Origin of the sequence: Nocardioides sp. NPDC101246 (genome assembly GCF_044767415.1) — a bacterium.
Taxonomy (GTDB): domain Bacteria; phylum Actinomycetota; class Actinomycetes; order Propionibacteriales; family Nocardioidaceae; genus Nocardioides.
The window spans coordinates 216,585-238,510 of sequence record NZ_JBIWNX010000001.1 but is presented as its reverse complement, the minus strand read 5'-3'; the positions used below and the strand labels follow the sequence as shown (position 1 = coordinate 238,510).

The window sequence follows — 21,926 nt, the reverse complement described above, 5'->3', positions numbered from 1 at the left end:
AGCCGGCGTCGACGGACCGCGTCAGGCGCGCTCGGGGTGCCGGTTGATCGTGGAGGCGAGCAGCTCGGCGGCTTGCGCGGTGATCAGCCGCTTGACCACCAGCGCTGAGGGAGAGGGGCGGGAGTCCCGTCGTTGCACCAGCTCGATGCTCACCGAGTGCGCGTCGTGCAGCGGGACCCAGCGCAGGCCGGGCACGTCGACGGTCGTCTCGAACGGTCCCAGGACCCCGATGCCGGCACCGGAGGCGACCATCAGCTTCATCGTGCGGGCGGAGGTCGCCTCCACGACGACGTCGGGCCGGGGGAGGCCGGCGTGCAGGTGCTCCCACATGACGGTGCCCTCGCGCATCGTCACGATCGGCCAGGTCTCCAGGTCTTCCCAGCGCAGGCTGCCACGGTCGGCCAGCAGGTGGCCGCGTGGCATGACGACCCCGAGCGGGAACCGCAGCAGGATCGTTCGCTCGATGCTGCTCGGCGCGGGCCTGCGAGGCGTTGTCACGACGCCGAAGTCCAGCTCGCCGGCGGCGACCTGGGACTCGATCTCCGTCGATCCCCCTTCACGAACGGTGAACCGCAGATCCGGGTGCAGGTCACGCAGCCTGCCGACCACCGGAGCGATGACGGTCCCTGCCACGACCGAGATGGTCCCGATGGCGACCCTGCCGCTGTAGGAGTTGCTCGACTGTGCGGCCGCTTCGAGGACGGCGTCCTCGGCGGCGACGAGGCGCGACATCGACTCGAGCAGACCCTGGCCCGCGGGAGTGGGCCGGACCCCGGTGCGGCTCCGGGTGAGCACCACGACGTCGAGCTCTTCCTCGAGCAGACTGATCTGCTGGCCCAATGTGGGTTGACTGATGCCGCACCGTTCGGCAGCCGCACGCAGGGATCCGGTCTCGACGGCGGCCAGGAAGTAGCGGGCTCGCTCCACTCGCATGCGGGTAACGATAGCGATTTCCTATCACCCTTGGTAGGTGGAGTCGGAGAAGTCGCTGTACATGGCAGTCTGACCGCCAGCCGGTGACGTGCCTCACACTTTGTGGGCGGCCGGGATGAAAGGTGACGCGTATGACCCAGTTGCCCTTGAGCGGCATCACCGTCCTGGATCTGTCGACGATCCTGGCTGGTCCCTTGGCGTCGTCGTTGCTGGCGGAGTTCGGTGCCGACGTCATCAAGATCGAGCAGCCTCGGACGGGGGATCCCGCGCGGGCGTACCCTCCGCTCGTCGACGGCGACTCCGCACAGTGGTTCATGCTGGGACGCAACAAGCGCAGCGTGAGCCTGGACCTGCACCACGCCGACGCCCCTGCGATCGTCGGACGCCTCGTCGCGGCCACCGACATCGTCGTGACGAACTTCCGCCCGGCCACGCTGAAGCGCTTCGGCGTCGACTTCGACGATCTCGTGAAGTTCCGTCCCGATCTGGTCATGGTGCACGTCAGTGCCTTCGGCCGCACCGGACCGTACGCCGACCGGCCCGGGTTCGCGCGCGTCGCGGAGGCGTTCGCCGGCCTGACCCACCGCACCGGCGACCCCGATGGCCCGCCCATCTTCGCGGGCTACCCGGTCGCCGACGGCGTCACCGGGATCTATGCCGCGTTCGCGGCGATGCAGGCTCTGCGCCAGCGTGACCTCACCGGTGAGCCGCAACTGGCCGACATCGGGCTCTACGAGCCGCTGCTGAGAATGCAGGAGGACTTCATCGTCGGCTATGACCTGACCGGCAGGAGCGTGGAGCGGCAGGGCAACCAGAACCCTCACATCAGCCCCAACAACCTCCACCGCACGCGCGACGGGCACTGGCTGGCGCTCCCGGCTTCCACGGAACAGATGTGGCGCCGGCTGGTGAAGGTGATGGACGACGACGAGCTGGCGGACTGGGGAGACCTCACCGAACGTATCGCCCATCGTGCAGAGATCGAGGCGCGTATCGACGAGTTCGTCGGCCAGCACGACCTCGAGCCTCTGATGGAGATCCTGGTCGACGCCGAGGTCGCGGCCGGTCCGGTCTACTCGGCCGCTGACATCTGCGACGACCCGCACATCCGGGCCCGCGGGTCGATCGTCGCGGTCCCGGACGCGGCCGGCCGCTCGCGTCGCATGCAAGCCCCCGCGGGTAAATTCTCCGGGTTCGAACCCAGCATTCGCACGGCCGCGCCGGATCTGGGGGAACACACCGAGTCCGTCCTCGCCGAGCTTGCCGGTCTCAGCGTCAACGAGATCGCCGCGCTGCGAGAAGGTGGCGCGATCTGATGCCCGCTCGCCTCAGTTTGTCTGGAAACAGCACACCCCGAAGGAATGACATGAAGATTGATCGACCACAGCGTTCTCGGCGCTTCCTCGGCACCCTGGCGAGCGTCACGACCGTCGCTCTGGTTCTCACGGCCTGCGGGGGCGGTGGCGCCGACGAGTCCAGCGGCTCGGGCACTCTGACGATGGCCGCGGCCACGAACGTGCAGACGTACGACCCGCAGATGGCAGCGGTCGCCCAGGAGTACTACCTGAACCCGGTCTTCGACACGCTGGTGCACGCGTTGCCCGACGGCACGTTCGAGGCGGGCCTGGCCGAGTCCTGGAGCAGCGTGGACCCCAAGACCTTCGAGCTGACCCTCCGCTCCGACGTCACGTTCAGCGACGACGCCCCGGTCGACGCGAAGGCCGTGGCCGCCAACTTCGAGCGCGGCATGTCGATGACCGCGAGCCCGTCGCTGGCGTTCTACGCCAACATCGCCTCGGTCGAGGCGGTCGATGACGTCACGGTGCGACTGAACCTCAAGGGGCCGACGACCGACATGCTGGCCCAGCTGAGCCGTCTGCCGGGCATGATGATGAGCCCGGCGTCCTTCGACGCCTCGCCCGACACCCAGCCGGTCGGTGCCGGCGGGTGGACGTATGACGCTGCGGCGTCGAGCGCCGGCGACGTGCAGGTGTTCCAGGCCAACTCCGACTACTGGGACCCCGAGAGCGTCAAGGTCGACACGGTGGAGATCAAGGTGATCGAGGATGCCGCGGCCGCCACCAACGCGGTCCTCGACGGCCAGGTCGACATGATCGAGCTGCGTGGCGAGGGCGACCGGGCGACGGTGGACAACGGAACGCTCCAGCTCATCGAGCGGACCACCCCGAACGTCTACTACGTGCAGATCATGGACACCGACGGCACGCTGCTCGAGCCGATGAAGGACGAGCGCGTACGTCGCGCCCTCAACCTGGCGATCAACCGCGAGTCCTTCGACACCGGTCTTCAGTTCGGCAACGGCGACGCCACCGCCAACTTCTGGCTGCCGGACTCGCCGTACTACGACGCGTCGACCGAGGAGCTCGCCTACGACCCGGCGGAAGCCAAGCGCCTCCTCGCCGAGGCAGGTTACGAGGACGGGTTCAAGGTGACCTTCCCGTCGTTCGGTGCGCTGACGGTGGTGTCGGAGTCGATCCAGCAGATGTGGGCCGAGATCGGTGTCGATGTCACGATCGAGCAGGTCGAGCCGGGCACGTTGGCCACGGTGATGCGCGACGGAAAGACGACCATGGCGCCGACTCTGGCCCGCGGCTTCACGGCCGAGAGCCAGTACGCGGAGCGGTTCGCTCCCGGCAGCCCGTACGACACCCTGGGCACCGACCGGGGCGACGTCGCCGACCTGGCCAAGGTGGCACTGACCGCCGAGACCCCCGAGGCGCAGGCCAAGGGCTGGCGCGACGTCTACACCTACCTGATCGAGCAGGGCTACCTGATGGTCATCGGCCACGAGACGCCGACCGTCGTCGCCGCCGAGAACATCAAGGGTGTCGAGCTCGCGCCGTCGGACAACCTGCCCAAGCCGTTCGACATCAGCGTGGGCTGAGCGATGCTTCGCGTCGCAATCGGTCGCGCTGCGGCCCTGGTGCCCCTGCTGCTGATCGCCACCTTCACCGCGTTCCTGCTGCTCCAGATGACGGCCACCGACCCCGCCGTCGTACGTCTTGGTGAGAACGCCTCGGACGAGGCCTACGCAGCGTTCCGGCACGAGATCGGCGTGGACCGCCCTCTGCTCGTCCAGTACGGGAGCTGGCTGGCGGGGGCGGTCCGCGGAGACCTCGGGGTCTCCTGGTCCAACTCGGCCTCGGTGACGGATCTGCTCACCAACCGGATGCCGGCCACGTTCTCAATCGCCCTCGGCGCGCTGGTCGTCGGGCTGGTCATCGGCCTCCCGGTGGGCATCGCTGCCGGGATCCGGGCCGGCCGCAGCGCCGACTCGCTGCTGACCGCGGGCGCCTCGCTCGGGCAGGCCGTGCCGAGCTTCTGGCTGGCCCTGCTGTTCGTGGCGTACGTCGCCATGAAGACCTCGCTGTTCCCGGCCACGGGCTACGTCCCGATCAGCGAGGGTGTCGGGTCCTGGCTGCTGAGCATCACGCTGCCCTCCGTGGCTCTCGGGGCTGCCGCGGCGGGCGCGTTCGCCCGGCAGACTCGGGCGGGCTACGTGCGGGTGCTGCACGAGCCGTACATCCGCACGGCCGTCGCCGGGGGACTGGCTCGTCGTCGCATCCTGTGGCGCACGGCGCTGCGCAACGCGGCGATCCCGGTCGTGACCACGGTCGCCGGCACGGCGGCCGTTCTCGTCGGCGGTGCCGTCATCGTCGAGCAGGTCTTTGCCCTCCCGGGGCTCGGCCAACTCGTCCTCAACGCCATCCACAACGGCGACATGCCGGTGGTGCTCGGGTTCGTCGCCCTGATGGCTCTCCTCATGGCGTTGGTCCAGTTCGTGCTCGACCTGACCTACGCCCTCGTCGATCCAAGGGTGCGTGCCGGATGAAGAACACTGTGATCGTCAAGGCGTCCTGGGCCGTCCTCGCGGTGGTGGTGTTCCTCGCCGTCGCGGGGCCCTGGATCGCCCCGTACGACCCGACCGTCGGTGAGATCGGCGACGCCCTCGCCCATCCGGGACCCGAGCACTGGCTGGGAACCGACTATCTCGGCCGCGACACCCTCAGCCGTCTGATCGACGGTGCGCGCGTGTCGATGATCGCGGGTGTGGAGGCGACGGCCGTCGCCCTCGTGCTCGGCTGCTCCCTCGGCATGGTCAGCGGTCTTCTCGGCGGCACCGTCGACCGCGTCGTCATGCGAATCGTCGAGGGCATCTCCGCGATCCCCGCGATCGTCCTGGCGATCGCGATCATCGCGGCGCTGGGCAGCGGCCTCGGCAGCTCGATGCTGGCCGTCGGCATCGCGTTCGCGATGGCCGTCGCCCGGTTGGCGCGTGGCCTGGCGCTCTCCGAACGTGAGCGGATGTACGTCGACGGAGCCCGCGTCGTGGGAGCCGGACGCCTCGACCTGCTGCGTCGTCACATCGCGCCCAACATCGCCGCGCCGATCGGCGTCGAGGCGACGTTGGTGTTCGCCCACGCGGTGACGATCGAGGCCGGCCTGAGCTTCCTCGGCCTCGGTACGCAGCCGCCGGCGGCGAGCTGGGGCGTCATGCTCTCCACGGCGCAGCGCACGATGCGGGAGGAGCCGTTCCAGACGATTCCGCCCGGCCTCGCGCTGGTGCTCACCGTGCTGGCGCTCAACATCGTCGGTGATGCGATGTTCCGGCGCCGTCAGGGCGTCAGCTCGGACAACCCCACGGGCTACCTGGAGCCGATCGGGATCACTGCGACCGCCGAGTCCGCCTCGGAGGGACACTCCATGGACCCGGTCGACGGCGTGCCCCCGCTGCTCGACGCACGGGCCGTGGAGGTCCGCTACGGCGATCACGTCGCGGTCAAGGGCGTCGATCTGACGATTCGCCGCGGCGAGGTCGTGGCTCTGGTCGGTGAGTCCGGCAGCGGCAAGACGTCGGTGGCCATGGCGCTGGCCGGGCTGCTGACCTCGCCGGCGTCGGCGTCCGCCGAGCGGATCTCCCTCGCCGCCGCCGAGCCGCTCGAGCTGGCCGGTGCGGGCCGCAAGGCCCGAGAGACATGGCGCAGCCACGTCGGCGTCGTGTTCCAAGAGCCGTCGGCCGCGCTGAACCCGCTGCAGACCGTGGGGCGCCAGCTTCGGGACGTCATCGAGGCGCAACGGCGTCTGGTCGGCGCGCGCGGCGGGTCTCGAGCGACCGACCGTACGGTCGATGACGAGATCGTCGACCTGCTGACCTCGGTCGGTCTACGCCGCCCCGCCGAAGTGGCCCGGCTGCGTCCTGGCCAGATCTCGGGAGGCATGGCTCAGCGCGTGATGATCGCGCTGGCGCTGGCGAAGTCGCCGACCCTGCTGATCGCCGACGAGCCGACCACAGCGCTCGACGTGACCGTCCAGGCGGAGATCATCGCGCTGCTGCGTCGCCTGTGCGAGGAGCACTCCTTCGGCGTGCTGCTCGTCACCCACGACCTCGGTGTCGCCGGCGAGCTGGCCGACCGCGTCGTGGTGATGCTGCACGGGGACGTCGTGGAGGCCGGGCCCATCGACGACGTCGTCCGCAGACCCTCGCACGCCTACACGGCCGCACTGGTCGCCGCCGTCCCGCGCAACGAGCCGGGTCGGGCGATCCTCAACCCGCCGGTCGACCCGGTCGAGGCCCTCGAGATGTCCCCGGCAGGAGAGATGCGATGAACGCGACGTACGCCCCCTTGGTCTCCACCGACGGGCTCACCGTTCAGTTCCCTCGGCGTCGCACTCTGGCAAACCCACGACCGGAGCCGTTCGTCGCGGTCGACGGCGTCACGGTCGACCTGCGCCCGGGCGAGATCACCGGCATCGTCGGCGAGTCCGGATCAGGCAAGTCGACGTTGGCGCGGGCACTGTTGCGGCTGGTGCCGTTCACCGGCGGGGCGAGCGTCTGCGGGTTCGACGTCGCGGCGCTGCCGACGCCCGCGCCGCCGGCCTACCGACGCACCGTCCAGGCGGTGTTCCAGGACCCGCTGCAAGCGCTCAACCCGCGCCATACGGTGGCCCAGCTGGTGGGCGAGCCGCTGCGGATACACACCGACCTCGATGAGTCCGGGCGGCGAGATCGCACCGTGGCGACGCTCGAGTCCGTAGGGCTGGACGCCTCGTTCCTCGGGCGGACGACCCGGGAGATGTCGGGTGGGCAGCGACAGCGCGTGGCGATCGCGCGCGCGATCATCATCGAGCCGTCCCTCCTCATCCTGGACGAGGCGCTCAGCGCCCTCGACGTCACGACCGCGGCATCGGTGGCCAGGCTTCTGCACGGCCTCCTGCGCCCGGACTCGGCCATGCTGTTCATCGGTCACGACCTGGCGATGGTCCGCCAGCTGTGCGATCGCGTGCACGTGATGCGAGAAGGCCGAGTCGTCGAGTCGGGCACGGCCGAGGAGGTCTGCGGCTCGCCGCGACATGAATACACGCAGCTGCTCGTCTCGTCCATCCCACGACTGCTCGTCAGTGAAGGTTGATCGGCTCAACGGAGAGGTAGGCATGTACCAGACACACACGGAGGTTTCAGGACATGACAGACGTCGGCGCGTACGCCGTAGGAGCCTGGCGGCCAGCGGGTTCGCCCTGGCGGCGGTCATGACGGCGACGATCGGCAGTGCGGCCGTGACAGCCGCGCCCGCCAGTGCCGATGCCGGCGCGATCACCACCGTCCAGGTCGAGCCCTCGACCACGGGGGCCGGCATCACCACGGAGACGAACGTCGACCGATATCACCTGGTCGTCGAGCCCGACGGAGACCGTCAGCCCGAGCTCGTGGTGATGCTCAGCGGTTCGAACGTGGCTGCGGCGGGCTACGGCGACCTCGTCGCCCATGCGGGCGGCCTCGGCTATGCGGCCGTGAGCCTGAGCTATCCCAACCAGGGGACGATCGGCGCCGCCTGCCAGACGACCGTGGCCACGGACCGGTGCTTCGACAACGCTCGAGGCGAGATCGTCTTCGGCGCTGGTGTCCCCGATCCGCAGGGGCAGACCTACGCCTCGGGCAACGTGAGTGTCGATGCGGCGAACTCCATCTCGGGTCGCTTGGTCGCACTCATCGACCACCTGGCCGTCCAGGACCCGTGGTGGGGGAGCTTCCTCGTCGACGACGCGACCTCGCCGTACGTCGCGACGCACCGTGGTCCGGTTCGGCTGGACCACAGGAAGCTGATCCTCGCCGGCCACTCCCAAGGTGGCGGTCATGCCGCCTTCCTGGCGATGCGTACCGAGGTCGAGCGGGCGATCCTGCTCGGAAGCCCCGACGACACCACTCAGTCCGGTACGGCTACCTGGATCGGCGCCGCTTCGGCGACGCCGCTCGACCGCTACTGGGCGATGCGTCACCAGTCCGAGGGAGCCTACGGTGCGCATCTCGCCCAGGTCTGGAGCGAGCTCGGCGGCGCGGGCATCGGCGCGGGAGACGACACCGCGGAGGTCCAGGTGGGCGACGGCTCCGGCGACCCGCAGGGCAGCCACCGTCTGGTGCTCACCGTCGAGCAGGGAACGGCGCTGAAGAACCACATGTCGACGGCGTACGACGGCTCCTACCTTGCCGGCGTACCGGTCGCGTGGACCTACCTGCTCACCGCGGACGGCGATGCGACCGCGCGAGCCGGGCAGATGTCGCGTCAGCACGCCCAGCGGCACGCTCATGGTCGAGGCGGGAGCCACCCGCCGCACTGACGTGCACGCAGGCAGCCAACAAGGCGCTCGGCTGAGGATCTCAGCCGAGCGCCTTGCATGCGCGGACCTTCAGGTCAGTCGACCAGTGCCTGGTAGACCAGCTGGGGCATCGTCTCGCGCATCGGCAGCGGAGTCGACGAGAACACCTGGGTGAAGAACAGCATGGTGAGCTCTTCGACCGGGTCCACCCAGAACCGGGTGCCCGCCATCCCGCCCCAGCCGAAGCTGCCCGGCGTACCGGGACGACCCGCGGTCGCCGGATCGAGGTTCACGGAGAAGCCGAGTCCGAAGCCGGAGCCTCGCATCGGCGACTCCGAGTAGAGCGGGCGCCCGTACGTATCGAGGTCGACGCCGCCCGGCAGGTGGTTGGTCGTGATGAAGGAGGCGGTGCGTGAGCCGATGACCCGCTGCCCGTCCAGCTCTCCTCTGCGCAGCATCATCTGGGTGAACCGGTGGTAGTCGTGAGCGGAGCTGATCAGTCCGCCGCCCCCGGACTCGAAGGAGGCCTTGTCGCAGCCGTTTGCGAAGAGGTCGCTCCGGGTCAGGCCGTCGGGCGTGTGGGCGTAGAGGTTGACGAGGTGCGGCTCTGGATCTGTCGCCCTGCCGAAGCGGGTCTCGGTCATGCCCAGCGGACGGAAGATCCGCTCCGCCAGGAACTCGCCCAAGCTCTTGCCGCTGATGACCTCGATGACACGCCCCAGGACGTCGGTGGCCATGGAGTAGGCCCACTCGGCGCCCGGCTGGAAGAGCAGCGGAAGCGCGGCGAGCTCGTCGCACAGTCCCTCCAGGTCGATCGCGGTCGGGACGGTGGTGTCGAGCTTGCGCTCGCGGTACATCGCGTCGACCGGATGCTGGCGCAGGAAGGGATAGGTCAGGCCCGAGGTGTGGGTGAGCAGATGCACCATGCGGATCGGCTCGACTGCTGCGACCGTGTTGGGGCGGAGGTCGCTGCCGCCCTGGTAGACGCGTACGTCGGCGAAGGAGGGGATGAAGTCGCTGACGGGTGTGCTCAGCTGGAACGCGCCCTCCTCCCACAGCGTCATCGCGGCCACCGAGACGATCGGCTTCGTCATCGACATGATGCGGAACAGCGAGTCGTGCCCGGTCGGCGTCCGGGCCTCCAGGTCCCGGTAGCCGTAGGAGGAGTCGTGCACGACCTTCCCCCTGCGGGTCAGGACGAGCTGCCATCCCGGCAACCGGCCCTCATCGACGAACCGCTCCAGGTAGCGATCGATGCGGGCCAGCCGCTCGGGAGCGAAGCCTGCCTCCGTCGGATCGATCTCGATGTCCATGATCGCCTCTCCTTCCGGCTCGCCGTTGTGGCCAGCGTCACTCGTCCAACGGATGCTAGAGACGGTTGGCACTGCGTGTCAATCTTGGTGAGAACTGTGGTCCGCCGGTTCTGGTCTCGGTGTCCTGACATGAGGCTCGGGAGGTTGTATTTACGCGTGATCTCTGGTCCAATTTTGCTCTCGGGAGACATGGTCGATAGGTGGCACGGCGTGCCTTTGGGTGACGTTGAAGGAGAAGAACGATGGCATTGCACGGCCTCATGCAGAGCACGCAGCTCACGGTCTCGACGCTCTTGGGCCCGATGGAACGGTCGTTCTCGGCCAAGGGTGTGACCACCGCGCAGGCGACCGGACCGAAGCGGACGACGTACGGGGAGGTGGCCGAACGGACACGTCGGCTGGTCACGGCTCTCGGGGCACTCGGCCTGCAGCCGGGTGACCGGGTCGCGACCTTCGGGTGGAACAGCCAGCGTCATCTCGAGCTCTATCTCGCTGTCCCGTCCGCTGAGATGGTGCTCCACACGGTGAACCACCGTCTGTTCCCTGCCCAGATCGACTACATCCTCGACCATGCCGCGGATGTGATGGTCGTCGTCGATGCGTCGTTGCTGGATGTCGTCTGGCCGATGGTCAGCCGGTCCCGGCACATCCGCCACGTCGTCGTCATGCCCGATGACCCGGCGGTGAGGATTCCGGACGACGAGCGAGTCCTCGACTACGAGCAGCTGGTGAGCAGCCATCAGCCGGCCGACGGCGCTCTCTTCGTCGGGGACGAGCGCACCGCCGCAGGCCTCTGCTACACCTCCGGCACCACGGGGAACCCGAAAGGCGTGCTCTACGACCACCGATCCATCGTGCTCCACGCCCTGATGCTCCTGGGCGCTGACAACCTCGCCATCTCCGAAGCCGACGTCGTGATGCCGGTCGTGCCGATGTTCCACGCGAACGCCTGGGGCCTGCCCTATGCGTGCGTGATGACCGGCGCCGACCTGGCGATGCCGGGCAACCAGACCGACCCGGTGCTCCTCGCCGAGCAGCTGGAGCGCGAGCGGGTCACCCTCGCCGCCGGCGTCGCCACCATCTGGCGCAGTGTGCTGCCCCACCTCGACGGGCGCGATCTCAGCGGTCTCCGTCGTCTGATGAACGGTGGTGGCCCGTTGCCGCCGTCGTTGTCCGCCGCGTACGAGCGGGCCTGTGGCCTGCCCTTGACCAGCAGCTGGGGCATGACCGAGATGAGCCCCGTCGGCGCGGTCTCACGGATCAGCACCAAGGACCGGACGGCGAGCGAGGAGGAGCGTCGCGACGTCCTGACCTCGCCGGGTGTGAAGCCGCCGCTCGTCCAGATGCGGCTGCGCGATGCGCTCGGGGGCGACGTGCCCTGGGACGGAAGATCCCCGGGGTCCCTCGAGGTCGCAGGGCCCACGGTCGCCGCCGGCTACTACCGCAACGACGACCACGACGCGATCACCGACGACGGCTGGCTGCGCACCGGGGACATCGCGACCCTCGACCCCCACGGCTATCTGCGGATCGTCGACCGCGCGAAGGACCTGGTGAAGTCCGGAGGTGAGTGGATCTCCTCCAGCGCGCTCGAGAACGAGATCATGAGCCATCCGGCAGTGCTCGAGGCCGCTGTCATCGGGATTCCCGACGAGCGCTGGGAGGAGCGGCCGCTGGCGTGCATCGTGACGACCGAGGGTGAGAGTCTCACCTCGGAGGACGTGCGAGCGTTCCTGCTCGGCCGGGTCGCCAAGTGGTGGATCCCGACCGACTACGCCTTTCTGGACGAGCTCCCGACAACAGCAACCGGCAAGATCTCCAAGCTGAGTCTGCGCGAGGCGATGGCCGCGCGCCCGAAGGAAATGACGCCGAAGACATGACGACTGATTCCGCACCGTCCGGTCGCCGCGAGGACGGCAAGGCCCAGATCTCCGCCGTGGCGATGGAGCTGTTCCTGGCTCGCGGCTACGACAACGTCACGGTCGAGGCCGTGGCGGCGGAGGCCGGCGTCTCGCGACGTACCGTCTTTCGCTACTTCCCCTCCAAGGGAGAGCTGCCGTTCCCCGACCATGCCGAGCGCCGCAGCATGATGGAGAAGATGTTCGCCGATCTCGGCAGCGATCCGATCGAGGACGTCTTCGAGGTCACCGAGGCGGTGTTGCGCGACTTCCTGAAGCACCCGGAGCTGGTTCTCTCGCGTTACGCGCTCACCCGCCAGATCCCGCTGCTCGCCGAGCGGGAGATCCTCGAGCACGAGAAGTACGTCGCCATCACCCGCCGACACCTGAGCACTCATCTCGAGGTGTCGACCCCCAGCTTCGTACCCCAGGCGGTGGCGGCGCTCATCGACGGCGTGCACCGGTCGGCGTTGTCCAACTGGATCCGCTCCCACGGGAAGTCGGATGCCATCGCCGAGCTGCTGGAGGGCTTTGCCTGGATCAGGGACCGGCTCGGCTCGTCCGGCCTCGGTTCGACGTCGCCCCGGCTGTTGGTGCTGCCCGACAATCCCCGAGTCCGCCGTGCGCTGCGCGATCTGGCCGAGGTGCCCGAGGAGCCCGCTGCCGGACACGGGGAGCTCGCGTGAGCGCCAGGTGAGGTCGGTGCGCACATCCATGTTCCGGCGGCCGCGGTGGATCTACGGCAGCGGCGCCGATCCCGACTACCGCTTCAGTCTGGCCAACGAGCGCACGTTCCTGGCCTGGATCCGCACCAGCCTCGCCCTGTTGGCGGCCAGCGTCGGGCTCAGTCTGATCGACCTCGAGGGGCCGCGTTGGGCCCAGCAGGTGGCCGGTGACCTGTTGGTCCTCCTGGCCCTGGTCGGTGCGGTCGTCGCGTGGCTGCGGTGGGCCCTGGCCGAACGCGAGATGCGCGCGGCCCGGTCGCTGCCGAGCTTTGCCGGCGCTGCCGGAGGATTCGCGCTGGGCGTCGCGGTCGCCGGAGCAGCCATCATGGTGGCCCTGGGATGAGCCCCGTCGGGCAGGACGCCGGGGTCGCCGCCGAACGTACGCGCCTGGCCTGGGCGCGCACGTCGCTCTCGCTTGCCGCGGCGATGGCCGTCGCTGCCCGGGTCGCGCTTCCGTGGCTGGGCTGGTGGGCGCTCGGTGTGTTCGTCGCCGGCGCCGCGATCCTCGCTTGGTGGAACCTGCTCCTCGATCGGGCCGCCCGCGCCGCAGATGCTGCGCAGGTCGGAGCCGGACGCGCCGCCGTGGTGGCCGGCACGACCGTCGTCATCTGCCTGCTCGGACTGACCGCTCGCCTGGCGGCAGCTTGATCGCCCCGTTCAGCGGGGGAGTGCGGCGAGCTCGCTCAGCTCACGCTGATAGGCGCGGTAGGTCTCTCGCAGGTCCGCTGCCGGCCAGTCCGCCGGGCGGAGCTCGACAGGGAGGAGCGGGTCGTCGCTGAGGTGGCGCACGATCGCGGCCGCCGTGGCGAGACGGAGCGCGGGCTGGGGCGTGGACGACAGCAGGTCGAGCAGCCGCTCAGCCTCGTGTGCCCAGCCGCGGAGATCCCACAAGGCGGCGGCGAGCTCGCCCGGATCCTGCTCCGGTGTCGCCGTGAAGTCCTGCAGGACCGGGTCCGAGAAGCGCGGCCGCTGAAGGTTGGCCGGCCGGGTCCAGACCCCTTCGCGCAGCTCGGCGAGCCGGTGCGCCTTCAGGGCATCGCGCAGCACGGCGCGTTCGGGGCCCGGTCGGCCGGCGGTGACCACGATGGCCATCTCCCAGGAGCCGTCCCACGGCTTGTCCGCCTTGTGCACCGCTTCGTCCTGATGGGCCTGTCGCTGGACGAGCCGCTCGCCGAGCCGGTAGCCGGTCTCCGTCCTGGTCAGGTCGCCGTCGCCGACGGCGCGGGTGACCGCGACCCGCACGGTCGCCGGCGCGATGCCGAAGAACTGGCCGGCGCGGGCGAGGTCGGCCGGGGTCAGCGGGCTCGGGTGCGCGCCGAGCATCAGGCTCAGGATGGTGGAGCGGGCGGAGAGCGGAGCCAGTTCATCGCGCGCGGTAGCCACGCGGCCATCCTCTCATGCAACGTTTCTCGACACGGTTGTGTGTGATTATGTAACATCAAGTTGATGGCCTCCACCAGCAAGGGGTAGACGCATGACCAGCACGCACGAGGTGTTCAACCAGGTCCCGCCGTTGGTGGGTCACAACACGGCCGGTGACCCGGTCCTGCGGGCGGGTCTCGAGCGCGAGGGCGCCGCGTGGGCGCTGCCCGAGATCGACGAGCTGGGCAGTCTCGCCGGCACCGCGGAGGCGCAGGAGTGGGGCCGCCTCGCCGAGCGGGTGCCGCCGCGTCTGCACACCCATGACCGCTACGGCAATCGGGTCGACGAGGTCGAGTACGTCCCGGCGTACCACCAGCTGATGACGACCGCGGTGGAGCACGGCCTGCACGCCGCGCCCTGGGCAGACGACCGTCCCGGCGCCCACGTCGCGCGGGCCGCGAAGTTCTACGCCTGGAACGTCGACGCCGGCCACGGCTGCCCGATCTCGATGACCTACGCCGTGGTCCCGGCGCTGCGGGCCAACCCCGAGCTCGCCGCGAGGTTCGAGCCGCTGCTGACCAATCGGACGTACGACTTCGGCGTGCGCGACCCCGAGACCAAGCGCGGTCTGATCGCCGGGATGTCGATGACCGAGAAGCAGGGCGGCTCCGACGTACGCGCCAACACGACCACGGCGACCGGGCAGCCCGACGGCACCTACGTCCTGCGCGGGCACAAGTGGTTCACCAGCGCCCCGATGAGCGACCTGTTCCTCACGCTCGCCCAGACGCCCGCCGGCGTCTCCTGCTTCCTGGTCCCGCGCGTGCTGCCCGGGGGCGAGCGCAACGCGATGCGCTTCATGCGGCTCAAGGACAAGCTCGGCAACAGGTCGAACGCCTCCTCCGAGATCGAGTACGACGCGGCGACCGGCTGGCTCGTGGGCGAGGAGGGTCGCGGGGTCCGCACCATCGTCGAGATGGTCAACATGACGCGCCTCGACTGCGTGATCGGCTCCTCGGCCGGCATGCGCACGGCGCTGACCATGGCGGCACACCACGCCCGGCATCGCTCGGCCTTCGGCAAGCCGCTGATCGAGCAGCCGGCGATGCGCAACGTACTCGCCGACCTGCAGGTCGAGTCCGAGGCGGCGACCACCGCGATGCTGCGGCTGGCAGGCGCCAACGACCGGGCGATCCGCGGCGACGAGTCCGAGGCCGCGCTGCGCCGGATCGCGCTCGCCGTCACCAAGTACTACGTCTGCAAGCGGGCGCCGTTCATGGTCAACGAGGCCCTGGAGTGCCTGGGCGGGAACGGCTACATCGAGGACTTCGACGTCGCCCGCATCTACCGCGAGATGCCGCTCCTCTCGATCTGGGAGGGATCGGGCAACGTGGCGGCGCTCGACGCGCTGCGGGCGCTGGCGAAGGAGCCGCACACCCTGGACGCGTTCCTGGCGGAGGCGGAGCTCGCCACCGGCGCCGACGCCAGGTACGACGCCGCGCTGGACCGGCTGAAGAAGGAGTTCACCTCCTTCGACGACCTCGAGTTCCGGGCCCGGCGGATCGTGGAGCAGCTGGCGCTGGTCTTCCAGGGCTCGCAGCTCCTCCGGCACGCACCGGCACCGGTCGCCGACGCGTTCTGTTCCTCGCGCCTCGGCCGCGACTGGGGAGGCGCGTTCGGCACGCTGTCGCCACGCGGCGACCTGGCCGCGATCATCGAGCGGGCGCTTCCGGCATGACGGTCGAGGTCACCAAGGACGGTCCGGTCACCACGGTCCGGATCAACCGCCCAGAGGTACGCAATGCCGTCGACCGGGCGACCGCGGAGGCCCTGGTGGCCGCCTTCGAGGAGTTCGACGCCGATCCCGATGCCGCCGTCGCCGTGCTGCACGGCGAAGGCGGCACCTTCTGCGCCGGCGCCGACCTGAAGGCGGTCGCAGGAGGAGACCCCAACCGGTTCGAGCCCGACGGGGACGGCCCGATGGGTCCCACGCGGATGAGGCTGGGCAAGCCGGTCATCGCCGCCGTCGCCGGTCATGCGGTCGCCGGGGGCCTGGAGCTGGCGATCTGGGCCGACCTGCGGGTCGTGGAGGAGGACGCGGTCTTCGGTGTGTTCTGCCGGCGCTGGGGCGTACCCCTCATCGACGGCGGCACCGTCCGGCTGCCCCGGCTGATCGGCGCGAGCAACGCCATGGACATGATCCTGACCGGCCGCGCCGTGGGTGCCGAGGAGGCCCAGCGGATGGGGCTGGCCAACCGGGTCGTCCCAGCCGGTCAGGCACTGGCGGCCGCCCAGGACCTGGCGCGACAGCTCGCCGCCTTTCCGCAGACCTGCATGCGTCACGACCGGCTCTCGGTGCTGGAGCAGGAAGGGCTCGGCGAGCAGGACGCCCTGGCCGTCGAGTACGCCCACGGGGTCGTCTCGATCACCACCGACACCGTCGCCGGGGCGACCCGGTTCGCCGACGGAGCCGGACGCCACGGATCCTTCGACGCCACCGACTGAGCCTCTTCGCAGGTCAGGCGGATCCCGACGTACGGAAGAGGTCGACGCTGCCGTCGTCGCGGGTCTCGAGGCTCTCGAGGAGCACGTCGCGACCCTGGAGGATGTGCTCGGTCATCAGGTTCGCGGCGCGCTCGGTGTCGCGCCGCGCGATGGCATCGCGGATCATCCGGTGGAACAGGTCCGACCGCGCCGCCTGGTCGTGGTCGAACCGCCGGAAGGACTGGAAGATCAGGGGTACGTCGACGGTGCGGGCCAGCAGCGTCCCGAGCCGCCGATGCCGGGCGCTCGCCACGATCGCCGCGTGGATCTGCTCGTTGGCGTCGTGGACCTCGCGGACCGAGGCCAGCTCGTCGGTGCTCATGACGGCGATGGCTGAGCCGAACCGCTCGATCCCGGCGTCGATCTTCTCGAGGTCGGAGTCCTGGGCGCGTTGCGCGGCGAGGCCGGCGCCGTAGGACTCGAGCTGGGCGCGAAGACCGTAGATGTCGTGGATCTCGTCGACGGTGACCGAGCGGACCATCGCGCCGCGGTTGGGTTCGCTGCGGACCAGGCCCTCGGCCTCGAGCCGCCGCATGGCCTCGCGGACAGGCGTACGCGACAGCCCCAGCTCGACGGCGATGCGCTGCTCGATCAGCCGCTGAGCGGGCTGGTACTCGCCCTCCATGATCTTGCGGCGGATGCCCTCGTAGGCGAGCAGCGCGTTGACCTTGCCGGGGGCCTCTCCTGCCACGCTCATCGGGCGAGTGTATGCCGTTCGCACATCTCCATGCCTCTCAGTCCCATGCCATGTTGCCGGACGACAGGCGTCGTGGATCGCTGACCCGCAGCTTGTCGGCGACGAGCTCGACGACCAGCTCCAGCGCCTGGTCGTAGTCCAGATCGCCCGAGCGGATGGCCCGCGCGAGGGCGGCGTCGTCCGCGCTGCCGACGCCGGCGAGACGATCGCGGTGCCGGGCGGCGAGCAGCGCGCCGAACCGCAGCTCGCGCTCGGCGGTCGCCAGGGCGCGCAAGCAGACCCGGGTGAGGTAGCCGGTGCGGCCCGTGAGCTCGGGCAGGACCGCCTCGGCCAGATGCTCGCGTACGGCACCGACCAGCCCGACCGCGTCGGGAGCGTCATGGGGACCGGGGTCGCCGTCCGGTTCCGTGTCCTCGAAGGGAGCCGGATCGGCGGCCCCGATCAGGTCGAGGAGGTCCCGTTCGACCGAGGCGGTCCGGCGTCCGAGCACGGCCAGCTCCACCGAGCGCTCGGAGCCGTCGATGTGGGCCGCGGCCTGCATGATGCAGATGACGGCCCACTTGAACGTTCCGAAGACCTCCCACCAGCGGACCCGTTCGGCGGTCACCTCGGCCCGGCCGCCCGCGGCGCGATACGCCGCGAGCACGTCGTGCACGGATGCGACCCCGCCCGCCCGGCCGGCACCACCGAACCGCCAGGACGGTACGCAGAGCCAGCCGAGGTCCTCCGACGGGTCGCCGAGGTGGGTGATCTCCCAGTCGAGGACGCCGCGGAGACCGGTCTCGTCGTACATCAGGTTGCCGACCCGGAAGTCGCCGTGCACGAGCACGGGTGTCGCGACGGGTGCGGGGCGGTGGGCGACCAGCCAGGCGAGCGCCACCTCCAGCGCTGGGTGCGGCTCCCCGAGATCGTCCAGCAGGTCGCGGTAGAACTCGAGCGGATCGGTGGTGGGCACCTCCGGCAGGTGCTCCGTCCCGATGGTGTGCAATCGAGCCAGCAGCTCGCCGACCTGGGCCGCGAACCGCTCACGCGCTCCGGCGAAACCGTCTTCGGTGAGCAGCGGCGCCGGGTCGGACCGACCGGGGAGCCCCTCGACCAGGACGAACTCGCCCAGGTCCGTCGGCGCGCCCTCGTCGATGCTGCTGGCGACCACGACGGGGGCCGCGACGCCGGCTGCCCGTGCCGCGCGGATGGCGGCGATCTCCGCCACCTGCCCGGACTGCCCCGGGACACCGCCGGGACGCTCCTGCTGCAGGAACAGCGTCGGTCGGGAACCCGTGCCCGGCAGCAGCCACGTCGTACGCGACGCTCCGCTGCTCAGCCGCACGGGCGTCAGGTCGTCGAGCGCGCCGTAGCGGCTCCCGAGGACCGCGTGCAGGCCCGGGAGCAGGTCTTCGGCGGGGGATGTCGTGGTGGTCATGGCTACCTCGCTTTCGGCTCAATAGTATGCAATCAGAGCAAAAACTTCGATAGATCTGGCTTTTCAACCGATGATTGTGCACAATCGTCGTCATGACAAGTGACGCACGCCACGGTTCCGGCCCCCTCGCCGGGATTCGTGTCCTCGAGCTCGGCAGCTTCATCGCCGGCCCCTTCGCCGGACAGCTCCTCGGTGACTACGGCGCCGAGGTGGTGAAGGTCGAGGCGCCCGTCGGCGGCGACCCGATGCGCACCTGGGGGGTCGTCCACGAGGGCGAGAGCCTGTGGTGGCCGAGCCTGGCGCGGAACAAGGCGTCCGTGGCGATCGACCTGCGCACCGACGAGGGTCGCGCCCTGGTCCGCCGGATCGCCGCCGAGGTCGACGTCGTGCTGGAGAACTTCCGGCCCGGCACGCTGGCACGCTGGGGGCTCGACTACGAGAGCCTGGCCGAGATCAATCCCGGCCTGGTCATGGTCCACGTCTCGGGCTTCGGTCAGACCGGGCCGCGATCGGCCGACGCCGGCTTCGGCAGCATCGGCGAGGCGATGGGCGGCATCCGCCACACCACCGGCGAGCCGGACCGCGCGCCGTCGCGGGCCGGGATCAGCCTCGGTGACTCCCTGGCCGCGATGTTCGCCGTGATCGGCACCATGGGCGCCCTCGTCGAGCGGGGCCGCAGCGGCCGGGGCCAGGAGGTCGACGTCGCCATCTACGAGGCGGTGGCCGCACTGATGGAGTCGACCATGGCCGACCACGAGGTCGGTGGCCGCACCCGGGGACGTACCGGCTCGGTCCTTCCGGGGGTCGCGCCGTCCAACGCCTATCCGACCCGCGACGGCAGCGAGGTGCTGATCGCCGCGAACGCCGACACCGTGTTCGGCCGGCTCTGCAAGGCGATGGACCGGACCGAGCTCGCCACCGACGAGCGCTACGCCAGCCACGCCGCCCGCGGCACCAACATGGTCGAGCTCGACGACCTGATCGGCGCCTGGACCCTCGGCCTGGACACGGCGGCACTGCTGGCGCTCCTCGAGGAGCACGGTGTGCCGGCGGGCCGGGTCTACACGGCCCCCGACATGCTGACCGACCCCCACTACCTCGCCCGCGAGATGGTCCTCCGGCTGCCGACCGCTGCCGGGGGAGAGGTGCCGGCCGCCGGCGTGGTCCCCAAGTTCTCCCGCACCCCCGGCGGCGTACGTGCCTCCGGACCGCGCATCGGCGAGCACAGCCGGCAGCTGCTGGCCGAGCTGGCGGGCGTCGACGACACCGAGTGGTCGGAGCTGGCGGACGCGGGAGTGGTGCGCTGATGAGCTTCGAGGTCCCCGAGCACGTACGGCCGGTCCGCGACCGGGTCCGCCGGTTCATCACCGAGCGGGTCGAACCCGTCGAGCCACAGCTCTACGCAGGTGGTCCCGACGCCGACAGACTGATGGCTGGCCTCCAGGCGGAGGCGAAGAACCAGGGCCTGTGGGCGCTCGGTCACCCCGCCTCGATCGGGGGCGGCGGGATGCCGTTCCTCGACTACGTGTTCGTCAACGAGGTGCAGGGCCGCAGCGAGTTCGGCCAGGTCGCTCTCGGCACCCTGACGCTGCAGGACTCGATCATGCTGGACCGCCACGCCGACCCGGCGCTGCGTGAGGCCTATCTGCTTCCCCTGGTCAGGGGAGAGATCAACCCCAGCTTCGGGATGACCGAGCCCGAGGTCGCGAGCTCGGACCCGACCCAGCTGCAGACCACCGCGGTGCTCGACGGCGACGAGTGGGTCATCTCCGGGCGCAAGTGGTTCACCACCGGCGCTGCCCAGGCCGCCTACACGACCGTGATGTGCCGCACCGAACCGGAGGCGGCACCGCACGACGCCTTCAGCATGATCATCGTCCCGACCGACACCCCCGGCTACCGCCTCGTGCGGGAGACCCCGGTGCTGGGGATGGACGCGGGGCACTACGAGGTGGCGTACGACGACGTGCGGGTCCCCGTCGGAAACCTCCTCGGGGAGCGGGGCAAGGGCTTCGTGATCGCCCAGGAGCGGCTCGGCCCGGGGCGGATCTTCCACGTGATGCGCTGGCTGGGCCAGGCGCAGCGGGCCTTCGACCTGATGTGCGACCGCCTCAACGGCCGGGTCGCGTTCGGCGAGCCGCTGGCCCGCAAGCAGCTGATGCAGGAGCACGTCTTCGAGTCCTTCGCCGAGATCCAGGCGACGCGGCTGCTGACCCTGCGCGCCGCCGAGAAGATCGACCGTGGCGAGCAGGCCCGCGAGGAGATCGGGGTGATCAAGGTCGTCGGTGCGCGGATGCTGCACAACGTGGTCGACCGGGCCCTGCAGGTGCACGGCGCGCTCGGGCTGACCGACGACACCCCGATCAGCCGGATGTACCGCAACGCGCGCCTCGGCCGGATCTACGACGGCCCCGACGAGGTCCACATCCACACTGTCTCCCGAAGGATCCTCGGTCGCTACGGCCGCGGCGAGAACTGGGAGTTCGGCCTCTCATGACGACCAGCGCACACATCGAGATCGTCGAGGTCAGCCCCCGGGACGGCCTGCAGAACGAGGCGGTCACGCTCGACACCAGGCACAAGATCGCTCTCGTCGAGCAGACGGTCGCAGCCGGTGCCCGGCGCGTCGAGGTCACCAGCTTCGTACGTCCTGACCGGGTGCCCCAGATGGCCGACGCCGAGGCGGTGCTCGCCGGGATCACCCGGGTGCCGGGCGTCAGCTACGCCGGGCTCGTGCTGAACCGACGGGGCACGGAGCGGGCCGTCGACGCGGGTGTCGACGAGCTCAACTACGTCGTCCCCGCCACCGACGTCTTCGGCGGACGCAACCAGGGCGTGACCGTCGCCGAGGCGATCCGTGCGCTCGAGGGCGTGGCGGCGGTCGCGGACACCGCCCGGCTGCCCCTCACCGTCACGGTCGCGGTCGCGTTCGGCTGCCCCTACCAGGGCGAGGTGAGCACCGAGGAGGTGGCCGCGGTGGTCCGCGACGTGCTGCGGGTCGGCCCGCTGGCCGGGGTCGCGCTCGCGGACACGATCGGTGCCGGCGTGCCGGCCGAGGTGCACGAGCGGTTCGCCGCCGTCCGCGACCTCACCGACCTCCCGCTGCGCGCCCACTTCCACGACACCCGCAAGACCGGGCTCGCCAACGCGCTCGCGGCGGTCGCCGAGGGCGTACGCACCCTCGACTCCAGCGCGGCCGGCCTCGGCGGGTGCCCGTTCGCCCCCGGCGCCGCCGGGAACGTCGCCACTGAAGACCTGGCCTGGCTGCTCGAGCGGAGCGGCTTCACCACAGGCCTGGACATCGCTGCCATCGCCGCCGCCGGCGCCGAGGTCTGCGGTCATCTCGGGACCCGAGTCCGCTCCGGGGTCGGCTCCGCCGGCCCGTTCCCCGTCCCATCCGACCAGACCTGACCCCGAACC

At 70.3% G+C, this 21,926-nt stretch carries 20 protein-coding genes; 15 read left to right on the top strand and 5 right to left on the bottom strand.

Annotated features, from left to right (window positions below; all coding sequences use genetic code 11):
* Positions 1–21: 21 nt before the first annotated feature.
* The gene (locus ACIRON_RS01125) at positions 22–933 is read right to left on the bottom strand and encodes a LysR family transcriptional regulator (RefSeq protein WP_402987833.1); all 912 of its coding nucleotides are present in this window, start codon (positions 931–933) and stop codon (positions 22–24) included.
* Between the two features lie 131 nt (positions 934–1,064).
* Between ACIRON_RS01125 and ACIRON_RS01120 the strand changes: the two genes are divergently transcribed.
* The 6 genes from ACIRON_RS01120 (at position 1,065) to ACIRON_RS01095 (ending at position 8,568) form a co-directional block, all read left to right on the top strand.
* The gene (locus ACIRON_RS01120) at positions 1,065–2,249 is read left to right on the top strand and encodes a CaiB/BaiF CoA transferase family protein (protein ID WP_402987830.1); all 1,185 of its coding nucleotides are present in this window, start codon (positions 1,065–1,067) and stop codon (positions 2,247–2,249) included.
* Between the two features lie 50 nt (positions 2,250–2,299).
* Entirely contained in the window at positions 2,300–3,838 is a 1,539-nt protein-coding gene (locus ACIRON_RS01115; protein WP_402987827.1) for an ABC transporter substrate-binding protein, read from the top strand.
* Between the two features lie 3 nt (positions 3,839–3,841).
* On the top strand, positions 3,842–4,786 hold the full coding sequence (locus tag ACIRON_RS01110; RefSeq protein ID WP_402987824.1) for an ABC transporter permease: 945 nt from the start codon (positions 3,842–3,844) through the stop codon (positions 4,784–4,786).
* Positions 4,783–6,561 carry a dipeptide/oligopeptide/nickel ABC transporter permease/ATP-binding protein gene (locus tag ACIRON_RS01105; RefSeq protein ID WP_402987821.1) on the top strand — a complete coding sequence of 593 codons (1,779 nt, stop codon included), beginning with the start codon at positions 4,783–4,785 and terminating at the stop codon, positions 6,559–6,561. The genes ACIRON_RS01110 and ACIRON_RS01105 overlap by 4 nt, the downstream gene beginning before the upstream one ends.
* Positions 6,558–7,364, top strand: coding sequence for an ATP-binding cassette domain-containing protein (locus ACIRON_RS01100; RefSeq protein ID WP_402987818.1), 807 nt, complete (start codon positions 6,558–6,560; stop codon positions 7,362–7,364). The genes ACIRON_RS01105 and ACIRON_RS01100 overlap by 4 nt, the downstream gene beginning before the upstream one ends.
* 118 nt (positions 7,365–7,482) lie before the next feature.
* A complete protein-coding gene (locus ACIRON_RS01095; RefSeq protein WP_402987815.1) occupies positions 7,483–8,568 on the top strand; it encodes a BPSS1187 family protein in 1,086 nt (361 codons plus the stop codon).
* Between the two features lie 74 nt (positions 8,569–8,642).
* On the opposite strand, the gene ACIRON_RS01090 is transcribed toward ACIRON_RS01095, so the two are convergent.
* Positions 8,643–9,860 (bottom strand): serine hydrolase domain-containing protein, encoded by a 1,218-nt coding sequence (locus ACIRON_RS01090; RefSeq protein WP_402987812.1) that lies wholly within the window; start codon positions 9,858–9,860, stop codon positions 8,643–8,645.
* A gap of 242 nt (positions 9,861–10,102) precedes the next feature.
* Here ACIRON_RS01090 and ACIRON_RS01085 point away from each other — a divergent pair, with 242 nt between their 5' ends.
* From ACIRON_RS01085 to ACIRON_RS01070, 4 genes are read left to right on the top strand one after another with little or no spacing between them, the layout of a single operon-like run.
* Positions 10,103–11,740, top strand: coding sequence for a long-chain fatty acid--CoA ligase (locus tag ACIRON_RS01085; protein WP_402987809.1), 1,638 nt, complete (start codon positions 10,103–10,105; stop codon positions 11,738–11,740).
* Positions 11,737–12,444 carry a TetR family transcriptional regulator gene (locus ACIRON_RS01080; RefSeq protein WP_402987806.1) on the top strand — a complete coding sequence of 236 codons (708 nt, stop codon included), beginning with the start codon at positions 11,737–11,739 and terminating at the stop codon, positions 12,442–12,444. The genes ACIRON_RS01085 and ACIRON_RS01080 overlap by 4 nt, the downstream gene beginning before the upstream one ends.
* Positions 12,445–12,460: 16 nt before the next feature.
* The gene (locus tag ACIRON_RS01075; protein ID WP_402987803.1) at positions 12,461–12,826 is read left to right on the top strand and encodes a YidH family protein; all 366 of its coding nucleotides are present in this window, start codon (positions 12,461–12,463) and stop codon (positions 12,824–12,826) included.
* Positions 12,823–13,131: a DUF202 domain-containing protein gene (locus ACIRON_RS01070; RefSeq protein ID WP_402987800.1), complete on the top strand. Its 309-nt coding sequence runs from the start codon at positions 12,823–12,825 to the stop codon at positions 13,129–13,131. The genes ACIRON_RS01075 and ACIRON_RS01070 overlap by 4 nt, the downstream gene beginning before the upstream one ends.
* Before the next feature lie 9 nt (positions 13,132–13,140).
* Here ACIRON_RS01070 and ACIRON_RS01065 read toward each other — a convergent pair whose 3' ends face one another.
* On the bottom strand, positions 13,141–13,866 hold the full coding sequence (locus ACIRON_RS01065; RefSeq protein WP_402987797.1) for a PaaX domain-containing protein, C- domain protein: 726 nt from the start codon (positions 13,864–13,866) through the stop codon (positions 13,141–13,143).
* Between the two features lie 91 nt (positions 13,867–13,957).
* Between ACIRON_RS01065 and ACIRON_RS01060 the strand changes: the two genes are divergently transcribed.
* Positions 13,958–15,583 carry an acyl-CoA dehydrogenase family protein gene (locus ACIRON_RS01060; protein WP_402987794.1) on the top strand — a complete coding sequence of 542 codons (1,626 nt, stop codon included), beginning with the start codon at positions 13,958–13,960 and terminating at the stop codon, positions 15,581–15,583.
* Positions 15,580–16,350, top strand: coding sequence for a crotonase/enoyl-CoA hydratase family protein (locus ACIRON_RS01055; RefSeq protein ID WP_402987791.1), 771 nt, complete (start codon positions 15,580–15,582; stop codon positions 16,348–16,350). Before ACIRON_RS01060 ends, ACIRON_RS01055 begins: the two co-directional genes overlap by 4 nt.
* Before the next feature lie 13 nt (positions 16,351–16,363).
* On the opposite strand, the gene ACIRON_RS01050 is transcribed toward ACIRON_RS01055, so the two are convergent.
* The gene (locus tag ACIRON_RS01050; protein WP_402987788.1) at positions 16,364–17,086 is read right to left on the bottom strand and encodes a GntR family transcriptional regulator; all 723 of its coding nucleotides are present in this window, start codon (positions 17,084–17,086) and stop codon (positions 16,364–16,366) included.
* A 37-nt stretch (positions 17,087–17,123) separates the two neighbouring features.
* A complete protein-coding gene (locus ACIRON_RS01045; protein WP_402987785.1) occupies positions 17,124–18,506 on the bottom strand; it encodes a phosphotransferase family protein in 1,383 nt (460 codons plus the stop codon).
* Between the two features lie 92 nt (positions 18,507–18,598).
* Between ACIRON_RS01045 and ACIRON_RS01040 the strand changes: the two genes are divergently transcribed.
* From ACIRON_RS01040 to ACIRON_RS01030, 3 genes are read left to right on the top strand one after another with little or no spacing between them, the layout of a single operon-like run.
* Complete coding sequence (locus ACIRON_RS01040; RefSeq protein ID WP_402987782.1) at positions 18,599–19,813, top strand: CaiB/BaiF CoA transferase family protein; 1,215 nt, start codon at positions 18,599–18,601, stop codon at positions 19,811–19,813.
* The gene (locus tag ACIRON_RS01035; protein ID WP_402987779.1) at positions 19,813–21,003 is read left to right on the top strand and encodes an acyl-CoA dehydrogenase family protein; all 1,191 of its coding nucleotides are present in this window, start codon (positions 19,813–19,815) and stop codon (positions 21,001–21,003) included. The genes ACIRON_RS01040 and ACIRON_RS01035 overlap by 1 nt, the downstream gene beginning before the upstream one ends.
* Positions 21,000–21,917 carry a hydroxymethylglutaryl-CoA lyase gene (locus ACIRON_RS01030; protein WP_402987776.1) on the top strand — a complete coding sequence of 306 codons (918 nt, stop codon included), beginning with the start codon at positions 21,000–21,002 and terminating at the stop codon, positions 21,915–21,917. Before ACIRON_RS01035 ends, ACIRON_RS01030 begins: the two co-directional genes overlap by 4 nt.
* Positions 21,918–21,926 lie beyond the last annotated feature (9 nt).

Excerpts from the sequence above, each read along its gene's own strand:
- ACIRON_RS01125 (WP_402987833.1), bottom strand. The coding sequence starts at position 933 with ATGCGAGTGGAGCGAGCCCGCTACTTCCTGGCCGCCGTCGAGACCGGA.
- ACIRON_RS01120 (WP_402987830.1), top strand. The coding sequence starts at position 1,065 with ATGACCCAGTTGCCCTTGAGCGGCATCACCGTCCTGGATCTGTCGACG.
- ACIRON_RS01115 (WP_402987827.1), top strand. The coding sequence starts at position 2,300 with ATGAAGATTGATCGACCACAGCGTTCTCGGCGCTTCCTCGGCACCCTG.
- ACIRON_RS01110 (WP_402987824.1), top strand. The coding sequence starts at position 3,842 with ATGCTTCGCGTCGCAATCGGTCGCGCTGCGGCCCTGGTGCCCCTGCTG.
- ACIRON_RS01105 (WP_402987821.1), top strand. The coding sequence starts at position 4,783 with ATGAAGAACACTGTGATCGTCAAGGCGTCCTGGGCCGTCCTCGCGGTG.
- ACIRON_RS01100 (WP_402987818.1), top strand. The coding sequence starts at position 6,558 with ATGAACGCGACGTACGCCCCCTTGGTCTCCACCGACGGGCTCACCGTT.
- ACIRON_RS01095 (WP_402987815.1), top strand. The coding sequence starts at position 7,483 with ATGACGGCGACGATCGGCAGTGCGGCCGTGACAGCCGCGCCCGCCAGT.
- ACIRON_RS01090 (WP_402987812.1), bottom strand. The coding sequence starts at position 9,860 with ATGGACATCGAGATCGATCCGACGGAGGCAGGCTTCGCTCCCGAGCGG.
- ACIRON_RS01085 (WP_402987809.1), top strand. The coding sequence starts at position 10,103 with ATGGCATTGCACGGCCTCATGCAGAGCACGCAGCTCACGGTCTCGACG.
- ACIRON_RS01080 (WP_402987806.1), top strand. The coding sequence starts at position 11,737 with ATGACGACTGATTCCGCACCGTCCGGTCGCCGCGAGGACGGCAAGGCC.
- ACIRON_RS01070 (WP_402987800.1), top strand. The coding sequence starts at position 12,823 with ATGAGCCCCGTCGGGCAGGACGCCGGGGTCGCCGCCGAACGTACGCGC.
- ACIRON_RS01060 (WP_402987794.1), top strand. The coding sequence starts at position 13,958 with ATGACCAGCACGCACGAGGTGTTCAACCAGGTCCCGCCGTTGGTGGGT.
- ACIRON_RS01055 (WP_402987791.1), top strand. The coding sequence starts at position 15,580 with ATGACGGTCGAGGTCACCAAGGACGGTCCGGTCACCACGGTCCGGATC.
- ACIRON_RS01050 (WP_402987788.1), bottom strand. The coding sequence starts at position 17,086 with ATGAGCGTGGCAGGAGAGGCCCCCGGCAAGGTCAACGCGCTGCTCGCC.
- ACIRON_RS01045 (WP_402987785.1), bottom strand. The coding sequence starts at position 18,506 with ATGACCACCACGACATCCCCCGCCGAAGACCTGCTCCCGGGCCTGCAC.
- ACIRON_RS01040 (WP_402987782.1), top strand. The coding sequence starts at position 18,599 with ATGACAAGTGACGCACGCCACGGTTCCGGCCCCCTCGCCGGGATTCGT.
- ACIRON_RS01035 (WP_402987779.1), top strand. The coding sequence starts at position 19,813 with ATGAGCTTCGAGGTCCCCGAGCACGTACGGCCGGTCCGCGACCGGGTC.
- ACIRON_RS01030 (WP_402987776.1), top strand. The coding sequence starts at position 21,000 with ATGACGACCAGCGCACACATCGAGATCGTCGAGGTCAGCCCCCGGGAC.